Origin of the sequence: Celerinatantimonas marina (assembly GCF_046054165.1) — a bacterium.
Taxonomy (GTDB): domain Bacteria; phylum Pseudomonadota; class Gammaproteobacteria; order Enterobacterales; family Celerinatantimonadaceae; genus Celerinatantimonas.
The window spans coordinates 117,083-137,786 of the sequence record NZ_JBFNXK010000005.1 but is presented as its reverse complement, the minus strand read 5'-3'; the positions used below and the strand labels follow the sequence as shown (position 1 = coordinate 137,786).

The window sequence follows — 20,704 nt, the reverse complement described above, 5'->3', positions numbered from 1 at the left end:
AATATTCCTTTTATTTAGATGAAAATAGATGATTTTGTTTTGAATTATTTTTAGTAGATATATTGAGATTTTTATTTTGATTGACTTCTGGTGATGCAGTAGCCCTTTCTCCATCCATTGATAACGCATAGGTTTCCAGCATTTTATTATAATAAGTATCGGTAATTTTATATTTGAACATGGCTAACCCCATGAGTAGATGGAAGAAACCTGGAATAATCGATAGCATTAAAGCAATCCCAGTTAATGTGAACGAAGTTTGAGTTTGGTTGGGAACATAATTAAAATAAGTTAATAGCCAGCCGACAATAGCTCCTGCGATCCCCATTCCAAATTTTTGACAAAATGAAATGCCGCCGAATGATAGGCCCGATGCCCTATCTCCATTTTTGACCGCGCCGTAGTCAACCGCTTCAGCAATAGCAGACCAAAATACCGGGGCGTGTAGATCGACAACAAATGACAGTAAAAAATAAATTGTGAATGCTAAAGCAATGTCATTTCGGCCAACAAGGAAAAATAAGATAACACTTAAAACAGCCACTAATATCTGGCTATAGCGAAATAATTTAACTTTACAATAACGTTTGGTGATCCAAGTCGATGCAACCATCGCTAAAATGGCTGCAACTACCCCGGTGGCCAAGAAATTGGAGATCATGGCAGGACCTCCACCCAGATAATATTTGGCATAATAGGCGGCCACAGAGCCTCGAATCACATAGCCGACAGTACCGGTAACACAGGCAAAGCACAAAACCAACCATTGATCATTTTTGGCAAGCGCTTTTACTTGGACCCAAATATTTCGTGTTTCGATATCGTGTTCAACACGTTCTTTGGTGGAGAAAAAACAAAACAGAAATAAAAGTGTGGCCATAGCCCCCATTAATCCCATCGAGAATTGATACCCAACCTGCATATTTCCGTTTCCATAATAAGCCGATAGTTGAGGCACTATAATTGTTACGAGAAACGCGGCTATTTTGGCAAAAAATAATCGGTATCCATTCGCGGATAACCGCTCCTGAGGGTCATTAGTCAGCACCCCAATCAATGAAATGTAAGGAATGGTGACTGCGGTGAATATGAGCGTAACCAGAATATAAGTGGCATATGCGTAAGCAAGTTTTAGGTTATAACCAACATCAGGCGTGCTAAAAGTAAGAAATACTGAGATGCCAAATGGGACCGCTAAAAATAAAAAATAAGGTCGATAACGTCCCCAACGGGTATTAAATTTATCGGTTAACAGCCCCATTAACGGATCGGTAACGGCGTCGATGAGTCGAACGACGATGAAAAGCAACGCTAAATCTTGAGAACGGATACCAAATATATCAGTATAAAAGAAAGTGATAATGAGCATCATTGACGATATCACGACATTAACAGCCATGTCGCCACTGCCAAAACCTACTTTTTCAAGTACGGATAGCTTAAATTTTTTCATGAGGCCCTCCCTCAAAATCCAATAGATTTATTGATAAATAACAATTCACTATTTGCTAATAATATTAGTAATAAAAATTATATATACATAGTGGTCTGTTAAATCAGAGTTAGATCACAGGAATGGGCTTAGTAATCTTTGAGATGGAAAAAGGCACACATCCGGTTTACCGTACAACTCTTGAACAAAATATAGATTGTAGCGACAAGAAATTTTGGTTCGGACACGAATTTGGGCAAAGAGCTTGGCCATCAGTGGCAGCCTCTCTTCGGATTGTGTATAGTTGCGTCTTTATGAAAAGGGTTTACGGATTCATCAGATGTTTAAAGACAACCCATTACTGCAACAATTAAAGCAACAGATCAAAGATAGTTTGCCAACTGCTGAAGGTTATGTGAAATCAACTGAACGTGGATTTGGTTTTTTGCAATGTGACGGCAATAAAAGTTATTTCATTGCTCCTGCACAAATGAAACGAGTCATGCATGGTGATCGCGTTTCAGGAATTATTCGAGAAGGCGACGATGGAAAGCAGAGTTTTGAGCCTGAAACATTGATTGAAGCAGGAATTGATGAATTTATAGGCCAGGTCCAGTTTTCCCGGGATGGCCGACCGAGTGTGATCGCTGATCATCCCATGATTAATTTCCCAATCAATGCTCGAGTTAATAAAGGTGTCATTGAAAATTTAGGCAAAAATGATTGGGTTGTGGCTCATATGCTGCGACATCCGCTTACTGATCGTGGTTTTTTCTGTGAAATAAAGCAGTTTATTGCTAAAGCCGATGACCAATTTTCTCGCTGGAAAGCAACTACGGCTCGTCATCATTTAGCTTGGGATGCCCCATCCGACTTAGAACAATATGAATTGCTAGAAGAAGGTTTGCAGCGAATTGATTTAAGTGATCGGGAGTTTTTTACGATTGATTCTGAATCAACACTTGATATGGATGATGCTATCAGTATCGAATCAAGTGCTAATGGATGGAACGTCTGGATTGCTATTGCCGATCCAAGTGCCTATATCGATACGAATAATGAATTAGAATCCGTTGCTAAACAACGTGGTTTTTCACTTTATCTTCCTGCTCACACGGTCCCAATGCTACCCCGGCAGCTGGCTGATGAATTGTGTTCTTTGCTTCCGGAGCAGAAACGACCAGTTATTTGTTGCCGGTTGTCCATAGATCCTCAGGGAAAACTATTGGATTCAACACGTTTCTTTGCGGCATGGATCGAGAGTAAACATCGTTTAAATTATAATGATGTGTCTGATTATTTAGAAAATAGTTCTGCAGCTACCTGGCAACCTTCGACTGAAGCATTAGTTATGCAATTAAATGAACTGCAAGCTATGACCAATGCCCGAACCGAATGGCGGAGTGAAAATTCAATCATATTTGTAGATCGCCCTGATTATCGTTTTTCAATTAATCCAGATGGTACAGTGGCTGATATTCACTGCGAACCTCGCAGAATTGCTAATCGAATGGTTGAAGAAACCATGATTGTAGCTAACATTGCGGCCTCTTCGTTATTAAGAGAACATTTCGGATTTGGCGTTTTCAATACCCATTCAGGATTTGATGCGACTAAAATTGGACTTGTCGAGGAAATGGTCCAGCAAGCAGGTATCGATATGAATGCTGAGCAGTTGCTATCATTTGATGGATTTTGTCGATTACGGCGGATGTTAGATCAGGAACAGTTGACCTATCTCGATTTACGACTTCGGAAGTTTTATAGTTATAGTGAATTTAGTGCAACAGCCCAGCCTCATTTTGGCTTGGGGGAACAATGCTACGGAACTTGGACTTCTCCGATCCGTAAATATGGTGACATGTTAAATCATCGTTTGTTAAAAGCCGTGATTTTAGATAAAGAGGCTGAAAATCCGTTAACTGAAGAGTTGGCAACACATTTAGGTGAATGCCGACGACTGCATAAATTTGCAGAGCGGAATATGGCCGACTATCTGTATGCTGAATATTATCGAGATCATCTATCCACTATTGAAACACAGCATGCTCAAGTATTTGATGTTAGCCGTGGAGGGATTCGAGTTAGAATTCAAGAAACAGGAGCGGTTGCATTTATCCCTGGAACTAAAATTCATGCGATAAAAGATCAATTAAATTGTGATGCAGATACCGGAAGAGTATTGATTCAAGGTGAATGTAAATATCAACTTGGCGATGATATTACAATAAAAGTAACCGAAGTAAAATCGAATGGAACTAACCTAATTGCTGATATAGTTAGTTAATTAGAGTTTCATTTTTATAACATGCTCGCCTAAAGGCGAGCTACTTTTATCTATATAAATTAGATTTTGAGACCACATCAAGGATTTCAAGTGGACCAACAAACACAACAATTAAACAGAGGATTAAAAAATCGTCATATCCAGTTAATTGCTCTAGGTGGCGCAATTGGTACTGGGCTTTTTTTAGGAATCGCCCAGACGATTGAAATGGCCGGGCCTTCAGTTTTATTAGGCTATGCCATTGCTGGATTTATTGCCTTCCTCATTATGCGGCAATTAGGTGAAATGGTAGTTGAAGAACCGGTAGCTGGTTCATTTAGTTATTTTGCTTATAAATATTGGGGAAATTTGGCTGGTTTTATTTCAGGTTGGAACTATTGGGTTTTATATGTATTAGTTTCAATGGCCGAATTGACCGCCGTAGGCATCTATATTCAATATTGGTTTCCAGGAATTCCGACTTGGATCTCTGCATTGGCTTTCTTTTTAGTTATCAATGTGATTAACATGCTTCATGTTAAACTATTTGGTGAACTAGAATTTTGGTTTGCAATTATTAAAGTTGTTGCCATTATTGGAATGATTGTTTTTGGGGCTTATCTTTTATTAAGTGGTGCCGGAGGCCCTGATGCATCCATATCGAACCTATGGGATAAAGGTGGATTTTTCCCTAAAGGAATCAATGGGTTAATAATGGCTATGGCCGTTATCATGTTTTCTTTTGGTGGTCTAGAGCTTGTTGGAATTACCGCTGCTGAATCCGATCAGCCGAAAAAAACAATACCAATGGCGACAAATCAAGTTATTTATAGAATTTTAATTTTCTATATTGGTGCTCTAGCCATTCTATTGTCGTTATATCCATGGGATAAAGTGGTTCAGGGGGGAAGCCCTTTTGTATTGATCTTCCATGCATTAAACAGTGATCTTGTAGCCAATATTTTAAACATAATTGTACTAACTGCTGCCTTATCCGTTTACAACAGCAGCGTTTATTGCAATAGCCGAATGTTATTTGGTTTAGCACATCAAGGAAATGCTCCAAAATCACTGCTTAAAGTAAATAAAAAAGGTGTTCCATTTAATGCGCTTTTAGCATCTGCGGTAGCAACTGCTCTGGGTGTTGTTATTAATTATGTATTACCTGGGGAAGCATTTGGATTATTAATGTCGTTAGTTGTCTCTGCACTAGTAATCAACTGGGGAATGATTAGTTATACACATATCAAATTTAGATCACATCAAATTAAATATAATAAAGAAAGTTTCTTTCCAAGTCTTTGGAGTCCTTTAAGTAATTATGTTTGCCTTATATTTATGGCGGCAATTTTGGTCATTATGTATCTGACACCAGGGACTCGCATTAGTGTTTATTTAATTCCAGTTTGGGTTTTCGCTTTAGCTATCTGTTACTTTTTCAAGTCTAAACGAAATCGCAATCAAGCATTAATTAACGAGTAATTTCATTTTCACTCCTGACAATGATTTTTATCTTTGTCAGGAGAATTTCTTTGTCCGTTCTCTTCCCTTTTGTATATCTATGTAAGTTTTTTCGATCGTACTTTTAGTTGATGTTCTTAGCGGAGCAATATTTGTTCATGGTTGCTTCATTTATCTTAGCTTGATTTAGAGAATGTTAACATTGTGGCTACATCGCCATTTCCCTCAGAAGGTCATCTATTGTTGGACCATTTCAGCTTAATACGGTTCTGCTTCACTGGTTTATTTGAATAAATTGCAGTTCATGGCTGCTCATCTGTATTTTAGAACGACCTTTTTGTTAAAGTGATAAACGGGCATAACTATATGAAGTATAAGAAAATTATTTAATATAAATTGACTTGTTACTTTCTACTTATTAAAATGTATCTTTGAAAAAGTAAGATAATTAAAATTTTAATTTGTGTCTACTGGTCTACTACACACAATAATTTGAATTTCGGGCCTCAATATTGTCGTCATTAAAAAGTAAAAATGCCTTGCAATCGGTCGCTCTAATTTCTAGAGAGATTTCATCACAATCAATTGATAATCCTGCAATTAATTATTTAATTTCTTTACAATCAGCAAAAAGTCGTCAGACCATGCAATCCTTTTTAAATATAGTGGCACGTTTTTTGGGATTTTCTGATTTGATGACTTGTCCCTGGCATCAACTGAAGCGACAGCATATACAAGCTATTTTGAAGCATTTGCTGGATAAAAATCGTAGCCCATCGACTATCAATACATACCTAGCGGCTATTAAAGGTGTGGTACTAGAAGCATGGTCAATGAAATTGATGGATACGGAAACATTTCAGCGTATCAAACAGATAAAGTCAGTACATGGCAGTCGAGTTACAAAAGGACGTGCATTATCACATGATGAGATAGCCAAAATATTTTCGACACTATTATTGGATCCATCCCCTAAAGGGATTCGTGATTCAGCGATTATGGCCGTTTTAATAGGATGTGGTTTACGGCGGACAGAATTAGTTACTCTTGATTTAGAACATATTGAGCGTAGTGAACAGTTATTTATTGTTTCAGGGAAAGGAAATAAACAGCGGAAATCTTTTATCCCTCAATCAGTTTGGGGACGGGTGATGACTTGGATAAACGATGTTCGGGGAGAATATGGTGGAGCATTATTTACACGAATTCGCCGATTTGATGATGTTACCTTGGAGCGATTAACAGACCAAGCCATCTATCATATTTTAAAAGTGAGACAACAAGAATCGGGTATCGCACCTTTTTCTCCCCATGATTTACGGCGGACGTTTGCATCAATGATGCTAGATAATGGTGAGGATATTGTCACGGTCAAAGATGCGATGGGTCATGCAAGTATTAATACAACACAACGCTATGATCGTCGTGGAGATGAACGTCTTCGAAAGGCTAGCCAAAAACTTATTTTTTAAAAAATAAAAAGGCCACTGAATATGAGTGGCCTTTTGAAAAATACTGATAAGGTTTTTATTTCGCTTCTTGAACTGCCAAATCTTCGGCGATATTGGCTGCTTCATTTAAATAAGCATCAGGTGCTTTAAAATCTTTGGGTGCTTGCTCTATTGATTTGACTGGTTTTTTACCTGTTCTTTTGAGTCTGTCATTCAAACGCATCAGATCGGTGTCATCTTCTTTTTTGCGTTTAATTTCACGAACTGTGTAGTTCAGGCTGATACTAGTTTTATCTTTTTGAGCTTTATATTGGTTAATATCCTGCACAATGTACTGAAATTCAGGGTCAGTTTTAATCCGTTGTTGATGATCTTTGGTCAATACAGGAATAAATTTATCAATAGTACCTATTTTCTGATAATGGGCCGGATCGATTTGATCCCAAGATAACGCGTTATCGGCGACACTCTCCCCTGTTTCAGAGGATGGGATAGCCGCCGGGAACTTGATATCTGGAATAACCCCTTTCTCTTGGGTACTTCCGCCAGTAATCCGATAAAATTTTGCTACTGTATACTGAATATCACCCATTGGTTTTTCAAACAGATCATAAAGGCGTCCTAAACCTCGATGCTGTTGAACAGTCCCTTTACCATAAGTTTGCTGACCTACAATAATGGCACGTTCATAATCTTGTAGTGCAGCCGAAAAAATTTCAGAGGCCGAGGCGCTATACTGATCAACTAACACTACCATCGGACCATCATAGGCTGTTGTGCCACTCGTATCTTGATAAACCGTGACACGGCCGAGTTGATCTCTAACCTGTACGACCGGTCCTTTAGGAATAAATAAACCAGTTTCACTTGTTGCTTCGCTTAAAGCCCCTCCTCCATTTTCTCGGAGATCTACAACAAGAGCTTTGATTCCTTGCTGTTTTAATTTTTCAATCTCTGTTGCGGAATCTTTGCTGAGGCCCACATAAAAGCTAGGAACCGTTAATACGCCTATTTTTTGACCATTCACTGTAATGACAGAACCTTTAGCTGCTCTATCTTTTAAACGAACTTTATCTCGAACTAAATCAATTCGGCGTGTTTTAGCATCAACCTTAACGCCTGCCGGCAATATGTCGAGCTGAACATCTGTTCCCTTGGGTCCTTTAATCAAATCTACAACGTCATCAATACGCCAACCAATCACATCAACCATCGGTTTGCCATCTTGAGCAACCCCTACGATTCGATCTCCAGGTTTTAATTGATTGCTTTTAGAGGCTGGGCCGCCAGGAATAAGGCTTCGTATAACCGTATATTCATCTTTTGTTTGAAGAACTGCGCCAATACCTTCAAGAGAAAGGCTCATTTCTGTTTGAAAACGATCAGATGAACGCGGTGATAGATAACTAGTGTGAGGATCAATAGAACGAGAAAACGCATTCATTGCTAGCTGAAAGATGTCTTCACTTTCAGTCTGTGTTAAGCGTTTCAATGAATGGTTATATCGTTTACTCAATAACTTAACAATTTCAGGCCATTTTTTCCCTGATAGTTTCAAATTGAGCGCGTCATATTTAACTTTTTCCTGCCACAGCTTTTGTTGCTCATCTTTCGTTTTGGGATAATCAGCCTTAGTCCGGTCATACTGATAGCGTTCATCAGTATTAAATGTCATTGGCTTATTGGTATCCAGCAACGACAGAGCATAACTTAATTGCTGATAGCGACGTTGCATACTTAGATTAAATATTTTATAAAACGGCTCTAACTGGCCTGCCGCGATATCATCATCAAGTTGATCTCGATAAATATCCAGAGACTTGATATCGGATTGTAAAAAAAGATCGCGGTTGTAATCTAATTGATCGATATAGCGTTTAAAAATTTTCTCCGATAACCGATTGTTTAGAATAACATCGACATAATGGGAGCGAGTATAAATTGCTGCTATACGTTTTGCTTCAGTAGCATGTTGACTCTCTTGGCTTAATTGAGGCAAAGCTGAAGCTTTTATAGTAGGGCTAGCTGACGCGGCAGAACCAACACTAGCAGATAGCGCTAGAGCCAATGCCAGCGGGCGAAATAAATTCATAGATAACGCCTCATGCTATGGGTTGGAGTATGATGTATCAAGCAACAATATGCTCTTTTTTGACTTTGACTTGCATCCCTGAGTTCAGTTGAACTGAGATATCATTTTTCACAATTTCAGTGATAACCCCTGGCATTGGAATTTTACCCACTAAAACCCGAATTTGTTTTCCTGTACAAAGTTCTTCAGATGGAATGACTTTGGGCTGAGTACGGGATTTCACATTTTTCTGAGGGCGACGCGGAGCTGGTTTATTTTTGAGTTCGCTGCCGGCAGCTTTTTTATGAGAGGACGATGACGCATCGTTCTTAGCCGCTTTAGTTTGTTGACCAAAAACTTTTTCTTTACTCTCTTTTAACTTCAGTTGCGCATGATCAGCATGTTCTTGTTCAATCAATTGTGTAGGTTGACCATCGAGATCGACACGATTGACACCTACTTTCACGCCATGAAGATAGCGCCAACTCGATGTATATTGGCGAAGAGCGCTGCGTAATAATGTATTACTCACACTTTCATCATCTTTCAGTCGTTCTGCCAGATCTTGAAAAATCCCGATTTTAAGAGGCTTTGCTTCACCTTTTACGGAAAAACATTGCGGGAACAACTCTGCCAAGTGGGCAATTACTTCTTTACTATTCTTCAGTTTATTAACGGTTTCCATGAACAACCTTAAATTAGACAACTTTGCGGATATCGTTCATCCACGAGCTCCGGCTATTATATAGTGGCCTGGACTGGAAAATCTATCAAAAATCCATATCCAATAGGGTGTTAGATAGACGCTGAACAAACTTCTGCAACCCTACTTCATCATCACTATCAAACCGATTTATTTCTGGACTGTCAATATCCAGAACTCCAACCAATCTATTATTAGCATATAACGGTAAAACAATCTCAGAGCGACTGGCAGCATCACATGCTATATGTCCAGGGAACTGGTGGACATCGGCAACACATAATACTGTTTTTTTTGCGAATGCCGTTCCGCAGACGCCTTTACCTATACCAATATTAGTACATGCTACATTACCTTGATAAGGACCTAAAATAAGTTCTCCTTTTTTTAAAAGATAGAACCCGGCCCAATTTATCCGTTCCATTTCCATCCACAACAGTGCACTGGTATTGGATAACACCGATAACCAATGAACATGAGGTCCACATAATGCCTCGAATTGCACTAATAATCGAGTATAAAACTGCGATTTATCCGTCATTATTAACTTCATCTATCAGTTCATTGTTATCAAAGGGCAACCCTTTGAAAAGGTTATTGATACAGCTTTTGTTATTTGCAATAAAAAAACCAAGTCCTTCAGCCTGAGCGTCACTAAGCTCGGTTTTGGAATGTTTCAAAAATATTGCAATTTGATCCGCTATATCTAGCATTTTATCATAGGCATCCGCCTCTTTCTTAGAGGTAAAAATCATTTTTTCGACACCATCGCGTTCGACAACATATTTGACAATAACTGCCACAAATATCTCCAAGTACTGTATGTATGTACAGATAACTATTATAATCTATCAAAAAAATAAATCGAATATTGTTTTTTATCTGAATTAATATTCCACTTTCGAGATAGACCATTACAATATGGGCATTGTAACTTAATTTAAATTTATTGTGCCTGATACACTTCCTCTAGACTTTATTGAACTCATGCATCGTTCGCTTCCTGATGAGCAAATGTATGAATCTTTTTTAGCGTTTAGTGACAAACCACTACGACGTAGTATTCGAGTCAATACGCTTAAAATATCAACAGCTGAATTTATTCATAGAATGCAACCTCAAGGCTGGCATTTTACAGCAATCCCTTGGTGCCCGGACGGTTTTTGGCTTGAACGGGATGACGATTGCACCGCGCTGGGTAATACACTTGAACATTTAGGTGGATTATTTTACATCCAAGAAGCAAGCTCGATGCTTCCGGTGACTGCATTATTTCATTATTTATCTTCCCGCGCTCCTTATCTGATTTTAGATGCAGCGGCGGCCCCAGGTTCCAAGACAACCCAAATTGCAACTCATTTAGATCACTTAGGGGCCATTGTTGCCAATGAATTTTCAGCGAGTCGGATTAAGGGGTTATTTTCCAATCTTCAGCGTTGTGGGATCGGAAATGTGGCATTGACAAATTACAATGCGGATGTCTTTGGTAAATGGCTTCCTGAAACTTTCGATGGAATTTTATTGGATGCTCCCTGCTCCGGAGAAGGAACGATGCGTAAAGATCCGAAAGCCATGGATAACTGGAGTTTATCTCATGTACAGGATATCGCATCATTACAGGCCTCTCTTATTGAAAGTGTCTTTCAGGCTTTAAAGCCTGGGGGAATTCTTATTTATTCAACATGTACATTGAATCATCTGGAAAATCAGGATGTTGTGGCATCGTTGCAGGAGCTTTATCCAGATGCAGTTGAATTACTCCCCCTAGGAGCTCTTTTTGAGGAGGCCAATAAAGCTGAGACAGCAGAAGGATTTCTTCATGTGTGGCCACAGTTATACGATTGTGAAGGCTTTTTCATTGCCGCTTTGAAAAAAACGAAATCAGTTCCCACTCCTACAGTTGCGAAAAAAGTCAAAGCACTACCTTTTACTCCAGCGACAACTAAACAGCAGCAATTACTTAAAAGTTATTTAAAAGGTCAGTTTTCATTAACGATTGATAATTCTAGTATTCTTATGGTTAGAGAACATGAGTATTGGTTATTCCCTGAGCCATTGCTGGCTCTTACAGGAGAAATTCGTTTTGATCGGATTGGTCTTAAGGTTGCTGAACAGTTCAAAAAGGAATTTCGGTTGACGCATGAAGCCGCAAGCCATTTTATGCCACAAATCACTAAAAATAAGGTCGAGTTATCTTTAGTGCAAGCACAACAATATTTTCAGGGAAAAGATATCCCTTATCCTGATGCTCAACAAGGTGCAGGAGAAGTGATATTAACTTGTGGCCAAATTTTGCTAGGGTTAGGAAAACAGCTGAAAGGGAAGATTAAAAATAGATTGCCTCGCGATCTAGTCAGAGACAATATCGCATTCAAATAATCTGGAAAAGCTGATGACACCAACTAAACTTAAGTTGTTGGTAATAATTAGCGCAAGGCCCTTCGAGGGCCCTTCCCCTAAGCCCAGAGCAAGGAATAGCCCTGGGCCCTTTTTGTAGAATTTAAATTTGGTTATCCATTTTAAAAAGTGTTTTGAAGTTCTGTGTTGTTGCTTCTGTGATCCCTTCAAGCGTCATTCCTCGTATTTCCGCTAAACATTCTGCGACTCGATGGACATAGGCCGGTTGGTTTTCTTCTCCCCGATAAGGGGCCGGAGCCAAATAAGGTGAATCAGTTTCTACCAGTAAGCGCTCTAATGGTAGTTTCCGAAATGTTTCGCGAACGGCTTCGGCTGATTTAAAGCTGATAATACCACTGGCCGAAATGTAGAACCCACATTCAATTGCTGTCATTGCCATATCATAATCTTCAGTGAAACAATGTAGGATTCCACCGATTTGCGGATCAATATACTCTTGGATACATGCCAGTGTTTCTTCTTTTGCATCCCGGGTATGAATAATAATGGGTTTTTGAATTTCTCGGCATATCTTTAGATGCTCAATAAAACTTTGACGCTGAATCGCATGTGTCTCGGGGCTATAAAAATAATCGAGTCCAGTTTCACCGATGGCTATCACACCTGATTCAAGGGCTAATTTTTTTAACCGATCGGGCTCAATAGACGTCTCGTGTGCATGTAATGGATGTACACCACAGGAAAACGAGATATTTTGAATGCCGGACAATTTAGTTCGCATGGTTTGATATTCGTCGAGCGAAATACTCACACAAAGCATATGCCCTACACCCCTAGCCTTGGCTAATTCGACAACCTGCTGCGGGTTATCATGTAAAGATTCATAATTTAGACGATCAAGATGGCAGTGGGAATCAATGAGCATTGCGAATCTCCGCAGATAAAGTTAAGCGATCTAATAATGGGTAAAGTTGTAACGCAATATTGAGTCCCGGTGTGTCGTTAAGATGTTGTTGAAACTCAATGATTTGTTGGTATACATCAATAAGAGCCGATTCAGATAAATAATCAAATGTAAAATATGCGGTCGGAAAGCCAAGCTCTGTTTTTAATGAATCGATAATGATCTGAGTGAGCCATTCAATCATATTTGGGTTTTGAGTTATAAGCTCGATTAATGGTTGAGTTTGGTTATCTCGTAATTGACGTATGGCCTGCTCAAAGTTTTTTAATGATGTGTCACCATGTTGTTCAGTTATAAAGCGTAATATATATCTGGGGCCGGGAGAAACCCAATGTAGTGCATGACTTAATAGGCTTGAGTCATAACCAGAAAGCTGTGTCGATAACCATGCTAATGCCTGATGATGCGTTGGTGGCCGAATGATAAAACGGGTTACTCGGCTCATAATGGTTGGGAGAAGCACAGTTTGTATGGGTTTGACTAATATAAAAAAAGTATTTTCCCGAGGTTCTTCCAATAGCTTAAGTAACCCATTTGATGCGGCAGGGGTCAAGAGTTCTGCATTTCTAATCGAAGCCACTTTGACATAGCCGTGACGGGGTTTTTGGACGGCCCAATCTCCCATTTTCCGAACATCATCGATGCCAATATTTTTCCCCGCGGGTTGAAGCTGAAAAAAATCTGAATGTGTCCCAGCGGCTAACATAGAGCAAGCATGGCATTGGCCACAAGGTGTACTAGATTGCCGTTGACACATTAATCGTTGGATTAACCAATCAACGACGCTATCATCAGCTTCTTCGTTATCAAATAACAAAGCTTGCCCAAGATGCTCTTGAGTAATTGCTTGATTGAGTTGCTGACAGAGTGAATGTTGCCAAGGCAAAAGCTTTACATTATTCATGAGTATTCACGTAGTCGTTTAATATCTGAATAATTTGTTGTTGTACTTCAGCTAAGGGACAACTTGCATCAACAACTTTGATATGTTCTGGATCAGATTTAGCTTCCGATAAATAAACCTCTCTAGCTCGATGAAAGAAGTCTAATGTTTGCTGTTCAATTCGATCCAATTCCCCCCGGTTTCGAGCACGTTCTAGTCCTACGAGTGGATTTATATCTAAATATAGGGTCAAATTAGGCCGAAAATTTCCTAACGTCAGCTCTCGCAAATGATCCAATTGTGCCATCGGAATTTGCCTTCCTCCACCTTGATACGCCCGGGAGCTGAGATCATGGCGATCACCGATCACCCAAGAGCCTGCAGATAAAGCCGGCTTTATTTTATTCTCCAAAAGCTGACTTCGAGCGGCATACATTAAAAGCAATTCACTTGGAGCTGTGATCGGTTCCTTGTCATAATATTTTAAAATATCACGCAACTGCTCAGCCAGCTGAGTCCCTCCTGGTTCACGAGTTGAAATAAAATGGATGTTTTGTTGGGTCAGCCATTGTTCAACAGTTGCAATAGCGGTACTTTTACCTGCCCCTTCTAGTCCTTCAATGACTAAAAATTGTCCGTTACTCATGTTGTAAAATATATTTCCTTACGGCTTTATGGTGTTCATTTAGTGACTTCGAAAAGTGGTGCCCCCCCTGACCATTAGCTACAAAATAAAAGTAATCTGTATTGGCCGGATGAGCAGCGGCTTCTATCGCTGCTTTACCCGGCATGGCTATAGGTGTTGGGGGTAAGCCTTGAATAATATAAGTATTATAAGGTGTTTTTTCTTTTAAGTCGGCTCGGGTTATGTCGCCATTATAACGATTCCCTAACCCATAAATGACGGTAGGATCCGTTTGTAATCGCATATGATGGTTTAATCGATTGATAAAAACTGAGGCGATGATTGGCATTTCTGAATTGATTGCCGTTTCTTTTTCAATCAAAGATGCCAAAATTAATAATTGGTAAGATGTTTTGAGTGGCAACGAGGCTGCCCGGGACTGCCAGTTTTTTTCTACCACTTTTTGCATAGCCTGATAGGCTCTGGATAAAACTTGAGCCGGTTGACTATCATGTGTGTAGTAATAAGTTTCGGGTAACAGTAATCCTTCAAACTGATTTTCAGTTAAACCTAAGCTGTGGGCAATTTGCTCAGGTGTTTGTGTGCTGTGAGCCATCCCCGGAGCGCTGACTAGCTGGTTCCACCATTGATTGAATGTTTCTCCCTCAACCAGCGTAATACGGTATTGATAAACCTTTCCTGAACGGAAAATAGCTGCAATTTCATTTAAGTTAGAATTCGATGGAAGTTTATAAGTACCAGCTTTCACCATTGCTTGTTCAGGGTGAAGCCGTAAATAGAATCGAATGGCAAACTGTTCTGGTTTAGATAAAGGTACAAGTTGGCTCAATGTATTATCCAAACGGCTTCCAAGTCTCAGTGTATAGAGTGATGGCTTTATTGTCCGCGGTTGTAGCCATACGGTGTTTAGGTAATGATAAGAGCCTGTTAAAATAGCAATGACGATAATAGCTATACATGCGAATGAAATTTTTAACTTCACGAACTAGAATCCCATTTGTTGTAGTAATAGCTGACTGATTGAAAAATCAGAATAATTTTGAGCGTTAAAACAATGCACAGGAATAATCGGCATCAAACTATTTGTTAGAAATATTTCATCGGCATCATTGAGTTCTTCTGGAGTATATTGTCCAAAATAAACATGAATATTTAGTTGTTTGAGTAACTTTAATACGTTTGAACGCATAACACCTTCTATTCCTGCCCATGAGAGATCGGGAGTGAAAATATCATTGCCTTTGCGCCAAAAAATATTCGCTGCAATCGCTTCTGTAAGATAGCCCCGATGATCACAAACGATTAAATCATCTGTATCTGGATACTGAAAAAGTTCTTGTTTCAGAGCAACTTGCTCTAACCTATTTAAGGTTTTTAATCGGTTATAGATGTTGCCTACAGCTAATTTAGTTTTTGCCAGGGTTGTTCGAATCCCCTGTTTCTGCCATACGGTGTAATGTTCGGGAATTAGAAAATCGGATAATATCGATAGTGATTCAGAATCACTTGAAGGCTGGTATCCCTGTCCGCCTTGACCTCGAGTAATAATTAATTTTAATCCTCCCTGCTTTATTGCTGAAGCGTAACATAACAGTTGCTGAAGCAAGAAGTCATATGAAAGATTGATGGAGAGTTGATTTGCACAATTCCGGATACGTTGGCAATGCAGTTCAAAACAATGGATTTGACCATTCCGAACGGCCATTGTGGTAAAGAAACCATCCCCGAACATCAAGCCTCGATCAGCAACAGGCACCTGAGAAATTTCTTTACAACCAGTCCAAATTCGATACATGCTTGATCTCTGAAATACAAAAGCCTGACACCATATTAACGGCATCAGGCTTTAAGCTCAATTAGCTCCAAAACTAGATTTTTTTAAATAGTAATGAACCGTTTGTTCCACCAAATCCAAATGAATTTGAAAGAGCATATTCCAGCTGAGCTTCACGAGCTTGGTTAGGGACATAATCTAGTGTACAGTCATCACTTGGATTTTCCAAATTGATGGTCGGTGGTACAATTTGATCACGAAGAGCCAGTATTGAGATGATTGCCTCAATGGCTCCTGCCGCACCTAGCAAATGACCGGTCATTGATTTAGTTGAACTCACCAATAAGCCGTTATGAGCATAGTCACCAAAAATGCTTTCCACAGCTTTACTTTCAGCAGCATCCCCAACCAGCGTTGAAGTGCCATGAGCATTAATATAGCCAACTTGAGCTGCATCAATACCCGCATCTTTTAAAGCGTTTTTCATCGCTAATGCAGCACCGGCACCATCCGATGGTGGCGCTGTCATATGATAAGCATCCCCACTCATACCAAAGCCAACTAATTCAGCATAGATTTTGGCATTACGGGCTTTTGCATGTTCATATTCTTCTAGGACTAAGACCCCGGCTCCATCACCTAAAACGAAACCATCGCGATCCTTATCCCAAGGACGACTTGCCGCCTGTGGATCATCATTACGGCTACTTAATGCTTTTGCAGCCGCAAATCCACCCATTCCTAAATGGGTGGAAGCTTTTTCTGCGCCACCAGAAAGCATGACATCCGCATCTCCATAGGAGATCATCCGAGCCGCTAAACCGATAGAATGAGTCCCTGTTGTACAGGCTGTTGTTACTGCAATATTAGGCCCTTTAATGCCTGTCCTGATTGACAGATGGCCTGCAACCATATTAATAATGGTTGAAGGAACAAAAAATGGACTAATTTTACGAGGACCACCTTTTTCAAAGTTACTATGGTTCTGCTCGATGAGGCCTAGACCTCCGATACCTGAACCAATAGAGACACCAATGCGTTCTGCATTGTCTTCAGTAACTTCTAATGATGAATCTTCAAGAGCCATCATTCCGGCTGCGATGCCATATTGGATAAATAAATCCATTTTACGTTGATCTTTTTTAGAAACGTATTTTTCAGCATCGAAATTTTTAACTAGACCAGCGAAACGAGTTGGAAAGGCCTCTGTGTCAAAATGCTCAATAGGACTAATACCACTTTGGCCTGCCAATAGTGCTTTCCAAGAGTCTTCCGCCGTATTTCCTACCGGTGACAGCATGCCAATGCCGGTTACAACCACTCTGCGTTTTGTCACAGATTAGCCTCCAGAAACGGAAATTAAAGAATAAATAAAGACAAAACAGGCAGCAAAGCTACCTGTTTCTGAAGATTAGTCTTGATTAGCAAGAATATAATCAATAGCAGATTGAACGGTAGTGATTTTTTCTGCTTCTTCATCTGGAATTTCTGTATCGAATTCTTCTTCCAGAGCCATCACCAGCTCAACAGTATCCAGAGAATCGGCACCCAGATCGTCAACGAATGACGCTTCTGATTTTACTTCTTCTTCACTAACACCAAGCTGTTCGATGATAATCTTCTTTACACGTTCTTCAATTGTGCTCATGACAATAATTTTCCTTTATATATACGCTTTTACGTTGTTGCGATAGTGTATTCAAACCGCGGAAAGTTGCAACCCCTATAGAGTAATCTATACCGTGATTTTTCACTAAAAAAAGTGACAAATACAAGATTAACTACTTTTTAAGTAGTTAACACATGTACATACCACCATTAACATGAATCGTTTCACCTGTTATATACGCGGCATCATCACTTGCTAAAAATGCCACAACCTTCGCAATTTCTTCAGCCTGGCCCAAACGATTCATAGGAACCTGACTCAAAATTGCATCCCGCTGCGCTTCATCTAGCTGACGGGTCATGTCAGTTTCGATAAAGCCTGGGGCAATAGCATTAACAGTAATCCCTCGAGAGGCGACTTCCTTAGCCATTGAGCGAGTAAATCCTAATATTCCTGCTTTTGCTGCAGAATAATTAGTTTGCCCTGCATTCCCCATAGAACCGACAACAGAACCAATCGTAATCACTCGCCCTGAACGTTTTTTCATCATTGCTCTCAATACTGCTTTTGAAAGTTTAAAAACAGATGTTAAATTGGTCGCAATAATTTCATCCCATTCATCGTCTTTCATTCGCATTAGCAAGTTGTCTCGAGTGATACCTGCATTATTAACTAATATATCAATATCTCCAAGGGATTCTTTTACTCTTGAAAACAATTGGTTAATTGATTCATTGTCGGTCACATTCAAAACCAAACCTAAACCATGTTCACCCAGATATTCGGAAATAGCAGCCGAACCTGATTCAGAGGTCGCAGTCCCAACTACTGTGGCACCTGACTTAACTAATTGCAGAGCAATTGCTTTTCCTATTCCTCTGCTTGCTCCGGTGACGAGCGCTATTTTACCAGTCAGAGACATTCCTTAACCCCTATTTTGATACAGTGGTAATCGCTGCCTCTAATGAGGCATTATCATTAATGCTTACAGCACTGACTTGTTTGTTAATCCGTTTTGTCAATCCTGCTAAAACTTTACCTGGACCACATTCAATTAACTGTGTAACGCCTTCTTTGGCCATGAATTCTACAGTCTCAGTCCAACGAACCGGGCTATACAGCTGTTCGACTAAAGCCTGTTTAATCGCAGCCGGATCGCTCGGCATAGCTACATTGACATTATTTATTACTTTGAAAAGTGGTTCACGGAATGCAATTGTTTCCATATGAGCGGCGAGCTCTTGTGCTGCTGGACGCATTAATTCGCAATGAGATGGAACGCTCACTGATAACGGTAACGCACGTTTTGCCCCAGCGTCTTTACATAGCTGACTCGCTCTATCTACAGCCGCTTTATGCCCTGCAATAACAACCTGCCCTGGAGAGTTAAAATTCACCGCAGATACAACTTCGTCACCTGCAGCCTGCTGACATATCTGAATAATTGTATCGTTATCCAAGCCAATAATAGCCGCCATTGCGCCAACACCAGCAGGAACTGCTTGCTGCATTAACTGTCCACGATATTCAACGAGTTTTACTGCATCTGCAAAATCTAAAACACCGGCACAGGTTAATGCTGAATACTCGCCCAAACTGTGCCCTGCCATGAAGGTCGGCTTGAAGTCAACGCTATCTTGCCATACCCGCCACATGGCAACGGAACATGTAAGTAAAGCAGGCTGAGTGACTGAGGTATCATTTAATTTCTCGGCTGGGCCGTTAAGAATAACATTCGCCAAATCATATCCGAGAGCAGCTGAGGCTTGCTGAAAGGTTTCCTGAACGGTTGCATTTGCCCCCGCCAGTTCAGACAACATCCCGACAGATTGAGATCCCTGCCCAGGGAATACAAAAGCAAATTGAGGCATGAGCGGTTCCTAGTAAATAAATCCTTTTAGCAATCGGCTGAGATAGTTTATCTCTGACTACTAAACTTTCAACGAATGGTTGAGAGTATAACGACTTAACGCTTTCTTCCCAAGTGCCATCATACTAAGTTAATGCTCGCTTGGCTAAAATATAATCAAAACGATATTAAAATCATCGATTGTCATGAATGAGGTGCCAAAATTTTCTGAATCTGAGCATCAATTTTTTCAGGGATCTGTTGATCTGAGTACTCAATAACCTGACGGAGGGCCTGAAAAAATGCATCTTCGTTAGCACTTCCATGACTTTTTATCACAATCCCTTTTAAACCTAATAACACAGCCCCGTTATGTCGTGAAGGTTTAAGCGAATTGATATGGGTACTCAGTCTTGGCATAAATAGTTTAATTAGCCACCTTTGCCAAAAACTTTTCTCAACAACTCGCTTAATTGAAGATAAAACTAAATCAGCAGTCCCTTCTGCAGTTTTTAAGGCAACATTTCCCGAGAAACCATCACAGACAATAACATCTAGATCACCATCAAAAATACGGTTCCCTTCAACAAAGCCACAATAATTTAAATCTTGTACCGCAGATAATTGCTGGCTAGCCTTCTGAACGACTTGATTCCCTTTAATCATTTCTTGCCCAATATTCAGCAATGCTATTTTAGGCGTCGACCGAGATAAAATTTGTTGTGCAAAAACATTTCCCATAACGGCGAATTGATATAAAACATCTGCACCACAATTGGGATTAGCCCCCAAATCTAGCATCACTGACGTTTTACCTGAACGGGTTGGTAATAAACTCACTAATGCAGGTCGTCTAACTCCGGCTAATGGTTTTATAATCCATCGAGATAAAGCGACTAAAGCCCCGGTATTTCCGGCACTAACACAGCCATGCGCCAGTCCCTGCGCCACATATTCAAGAGCTAGATACATGGACGAATCCCTGCGATCACGAAGCGCTGTGATGGGTTTATCATCGTTATGAATGACACTCGCTGATGCAAAAAATTTAACTCGAGGATTTTTAGATAACTGATATTTGCTGAGCAATGGCATAATCTGGTTAGAACTGCCAAACACTGCAAATGAAACTTGAGGAAATTCCTGAACAGCCTGTTTTAAGGCTGGAATTGTTACTAGGGGGCCATAATCGCCCCCCATAGCATCTAACGCAATGGTTAGATTTTGCAATGGCGTC

19 protein-coding genes are annotated in these 20,704 nt (G+C 40.0%); 4 read left to right on the top strand and 15 right to left on the bottom strand.

The genetic code is table 11. From position 1 onward, the window contains the following. Positions 1–10: 10 nt before the first annotated feature. Entirely contained in the window at positions 11–1,453 is a 1,443-nt protein-coding gene (locus ABUE20_RS07185) for an MFS transporter (protein WP_408619199.1), read from the bottom strand. A 319-nt stretch (positions 1,454–1,772) separates the two neighbouring features. Here ABUE20_RS07185 and ABUE20_RS07180 point away from each other — a divergent pair, with 319 nt between their 5' ends. The 3 genes from ABUE20_RS07180 to ABUE20_RS07170 all read left to right on the top strand — a co-directional run bounded on the left by ABUE20_RS07180 (position 1,773) and on the right by ABUE20_RS07170 (position 6,631). Next, positions 1,773–3,719: an exoribonuclease II gene (locus tag ABUE20_RS07180; protein WP_408619198.1), complete on the top strand. Its 1,947-nt coding sequence runs from the start codon at positions 1,773–1,775 to the stop codon at positions 3,717–3,719. Between the two features lie 90 nt (positions 3,720–3,809). Continuing rightward, entirely contained in the window at positions 3,810–5,180 is a 1,371-nt protein-coding gene (locus ABUE20_RS07175) for an amino acid permease (RefSeq protein ID WP_408619197.1), read from the top strand. A gap of 536 nt (positions 5,181–5,716) precedes the next feature. Continuing rightward, the gene (locus tag ABUE20_RS07170; RefSeq protein WP_408619323.1) at positions 5,717–6,631 is read left to right on the top strand and encodes a tyrosine-type recombinase/integrase; all 915 of its coding nucleotides are present in this window, start codon (positions 5,717–5,719) and stop codon (positions 6,629–6,631) included. Between the two features lie 55 nt (positions 6,632–6,686). Here ABUE20_RS07170 and prc read toward each other — a convergent pair whose 3' ends face one another. From prc to ABUE20_RS07150, 4 genes are all read right to left on the bottom strand, one after another. Then, the gene (gene prc / locus ABUE20_RS07165; RefSeq protein WP_408619196.1) at positions 6,687–8,702 is read right to left on the bottom strand and encodes a carboxy terminal-processing peptidase; all 2,016 of its coding nucleotides are present in this window, start codon (positions 8,700–8,702) and stop codon (positions 6,687–6,689) included. Between the two features lie 37 nt (positions 8,703–8,739). Beyond that, a complete protein-coding gene (gene proQ, locus ABUE20_RS07160) occupies positions 8,740–9,366 on the bottom strand; it encodes an RNA chaperone ProQ (protein ID WP_408619195.1) in 627 nt (208 codons plus the stop codon). An 85-nt stretch (positions 9,367–9,451) separates the two neighbouring features. Next, positions 9,452–9,925, bottom strand: coding sequence for a free L-methionine (R)-S-oxide reductase MsrC (locus ABUE20_RS07155; RefSeq protein WP_408619194.1), 474 nt, complete (start codon positions 9,923–9,925; stop codon positions 9,452–9,454). After that, positions 9,915–10,187: a YebG family protein gene (locus ABUE20_RS07150; protein ID WP_408619193.1), complete on the bottom strand. Its 273-nt coding sequence runs from the start codon at positions 10,185–10,187 to the stop codon at positions 9,915–9,917. The genes ABUE20_RS07155 and ABUE20_RS07150 overlap by 11 nt, the downstream gene beginning before the upstream one ends. Before the next feature lie 148 nt (positions 10,188–10,335). Here ABUE20_RS07150 and rsmF point away from each other — a divergent pair, with 148 nt between their 5' ends. Further along, entirely contained in the window at positions 10,336–11,763 is a 1,428-nt protein-coding gene (rsmF, locus tag ABUE20_RS07145) for a 16S rRNA (cytosine(1407)-C(5))-methyltransferase RsmF (protein ID WP_408619192.1), read from the top strand. Positions 11,764–11,884: 121 nt separating this feature from the next. Here rsmF and ABUE20_RS07140 read toward each other — a convergent pair whose 3' ends face one another. From ABUE20_RS07140 to plsX, 10 genes are all read right to left on the bottom strand, one after another. Then, entirely contained in the window at positions 11,885–12,667 is a 783-nt protein-coding gene (locus tag ABUE20_RS07140; protein ID WP_408619191.1) for a TatD family hydrolase, read from the bottom strand. After that, the gene (locus tag ABUE20_RS07135) at positions 12,657–13,610 is read right to left on the bottom strand and encodes a DNA polymerase III delta subunit-related protein (protein WP_408619190.1); all 954 of its coding nucleotides are present in this window, start codon (positions 13,608–13,610) and stop codon (positions 12,657–12,659) included. The genes ABUE20_RS07140 and ABUE20_RS07135 overlap by 11 nt, the downstream gene beginning before the upstream one ends. Continuing rightward, positions 13,603–14,235, bottom strand: coding sequence for a dTMP kinase (tmk, locus tag ABUE20_RS07130; RefSeq protein WP_408619189.1), 633 nt, complete (start codon positions 14,233–14,235; stop codon positions 13,603–13,605). Before tmk ends, ABUE20_RS07135 begins: the two co-directional genes overlap by 8 nt. Then, entirely contained in the window at positions 14,228–15,217 is a 990-nt protein-coding gene (mltG, locus tag ABUE20_RS07125) for an endolytic transglycosylase MltG (RefSeq protein WP_408619188.1), read from the bottom strand. The genes tmk and mltG overlap by 8 nt, the downstream gene beginning before the upstream one ends. A 3-nt stretch (positions 15,218–15,220) precedes the next feature. After that, complete coding sequence (gene pabC / locus ABUE20_RS07120; RefSeq protein ID WP_408619187.1) at positions 15,221–16,030, bottom strand: aminodeoxychorismate lyase; 810 nt, start codon at positions 16,028–16,030, stop codon at positions 15,221–15,223. 73 nt (positions 16,031–16,103) lie between these two features. Further along, positions 16,104–17,345, bottom strand: coding sequence for a beta-ketoacyl-ACP synthase II (gene fabF / locus ABUE20_RS07115; RefSeq protein WP_408619186.1), 1,242 nt, complete (start codon positions 17,343–17,345; stop codon positions 16,104–16,106). 75 nt (positions 17,346–17,420) lie between these two features. Further along, positions 17,421–17,657, bottom strand: a complete 237-nt coding sequence (gene acpP, locus ABUE20_RS07110; RefSeq protein WP_408619185.1) for an acyl carrier protein — start codon at positions 17,655–17,657, stop codon at positions 17,421–17,423. Positions 17,658–17,805: 148 nt separating this feature from the next. Further along, positions 17,806–18,540 carry a 3-oxoacyl-ACP reductase FabG gene (gene fabG / locus ABUE20_RS07105; RefSeq protein ID WP_408619184.1) on the bottom strand — a complete coding sequence of 245 codons (735 nt, stop codon included), beginning with the start codon at positions 18,538–18,540 and terminating at the stop codon, positions 17,806–17,808. A 10-nt stretch (positions 18,541–18,550) separates the two neighbouring features. Next, the gene (gene fabD, locus ABUE20_RS07100) at positions 18,551–19,489 is read right to left on the bottom strand and encodes an ACP S-malonyltransferase (protein WP_408619183.1); all 939 of its coding nucleotides are present in this window, start codon (positions 19,487–19,489) and stop codon (positions 18,551–18,553) included. Positions 19,490–19,671: 182 nt separating this feature from the next. Beyond that, positions 19,672–20,697 carry a phosphate acyltransferase PlsX gene (gene plsX / locus ABUE20_RS07095; RefSeq protein ID WP_408619182.1) on the bottom strand — a complete coding sequence of 342 codons (1,026 nt, stop codon included), beginning with the start codon at positions 20,695–20,697 and terminating at the stop codon, positions 19,672–19,674. Between the last annotated feature and the right edge of the window lie 7 nt (positions 20,698–20,704).

What these genes read in the sequence shown, in the direction of transcription:
- fabG (WP_408619184.1), bottom strand. Translation starts at nt 18,540, where the DNA reads ATGTCTCTGACTGGTAAAATAGCGCTCGTCACCGGAGCAAGCAGAGGA.
- ABUE20_RS07140 (WP_408619191.1), bottom strand. Translation starts at nt 12,667, where the DNA reads ATGCTCATTGATTCCCACTGCCATCTTGATCGTCTAAATTATGAATCT.
- ABUE20_RS07185 (WP_408619199.1), bottom strand. Translation starts at nt 1,453, where the DNA reads ATGAAAAAATTTAAGCTATCCGTACTTGAAAAAGTAGGTTTTGGCAGT.
- proQ (WP_408619195.1), bottom strand. Translation starts at nt 9,366, where the DNA reads ATGGAAACCGTTAATAAACTGAAGAATAGTAAAGAAGTAATTGCCCAC.
- ABUE20_RS07180 (WP_408619198.1), top strand. Translation starts at nt 1,773, where the DNA reads ATGTTTAAAGACAACCCATTACTGCAACAATTAAAGCAACAGATCAAA.
- pabC (WP_408619187.1), bottom strand. Translation starts at nt 16,030, where the DNA reads ATGTATCGAATTTGGACTGGTTGTAAAGAAATTTCTCAGGTGCCTGTT.
- acpP (WP_408619185.1), bottom strand. Translation starts at nt 17,657, where the DNA reads ATGAGCACAATTGAAGAACGTGTAAAGAAGATTATCATCGAACAGCTT.
- prc (WP_408619196.1), bottom strand. Translation starts at nt 8,702, where the DNA reads ATGAATTTATTTCGCCCGCTGGCATTGGCTCTAGCGCTATCTGCTAGT.
- ABUE20_RS07155 (WP_408619194.1), bottom strand. Translation starts at nt 9,925, where the DNA reads ATGACGGATAAATCGCAGTTTTATACTCGATTATTAGTGCAATTCGAG.
- fabD (WP_408619183.1), bottom strand. Translation starts at nt 19,489, where the DNA reads ATGCCTCAATTTGCTTTTGTATTCCCTGGGCAGGGATCTCAATCTGTC.
- tmk (WP_408619189.1), bottom strand. Translation starts at nt 14,235, where the DNA reads ATGAGTAACGGACAATTTTTAGTCATTGAAGGACTAGAAGGGGCAGGT.
- ABUE20_RS07135 (WP_408619190.1), bottom strand. Translation starts at nt 13,610, where the DNA reads ATGAATAATGTAAAGCTTTTGCCTTGGCAACATTCACTCTGTCAGCAA.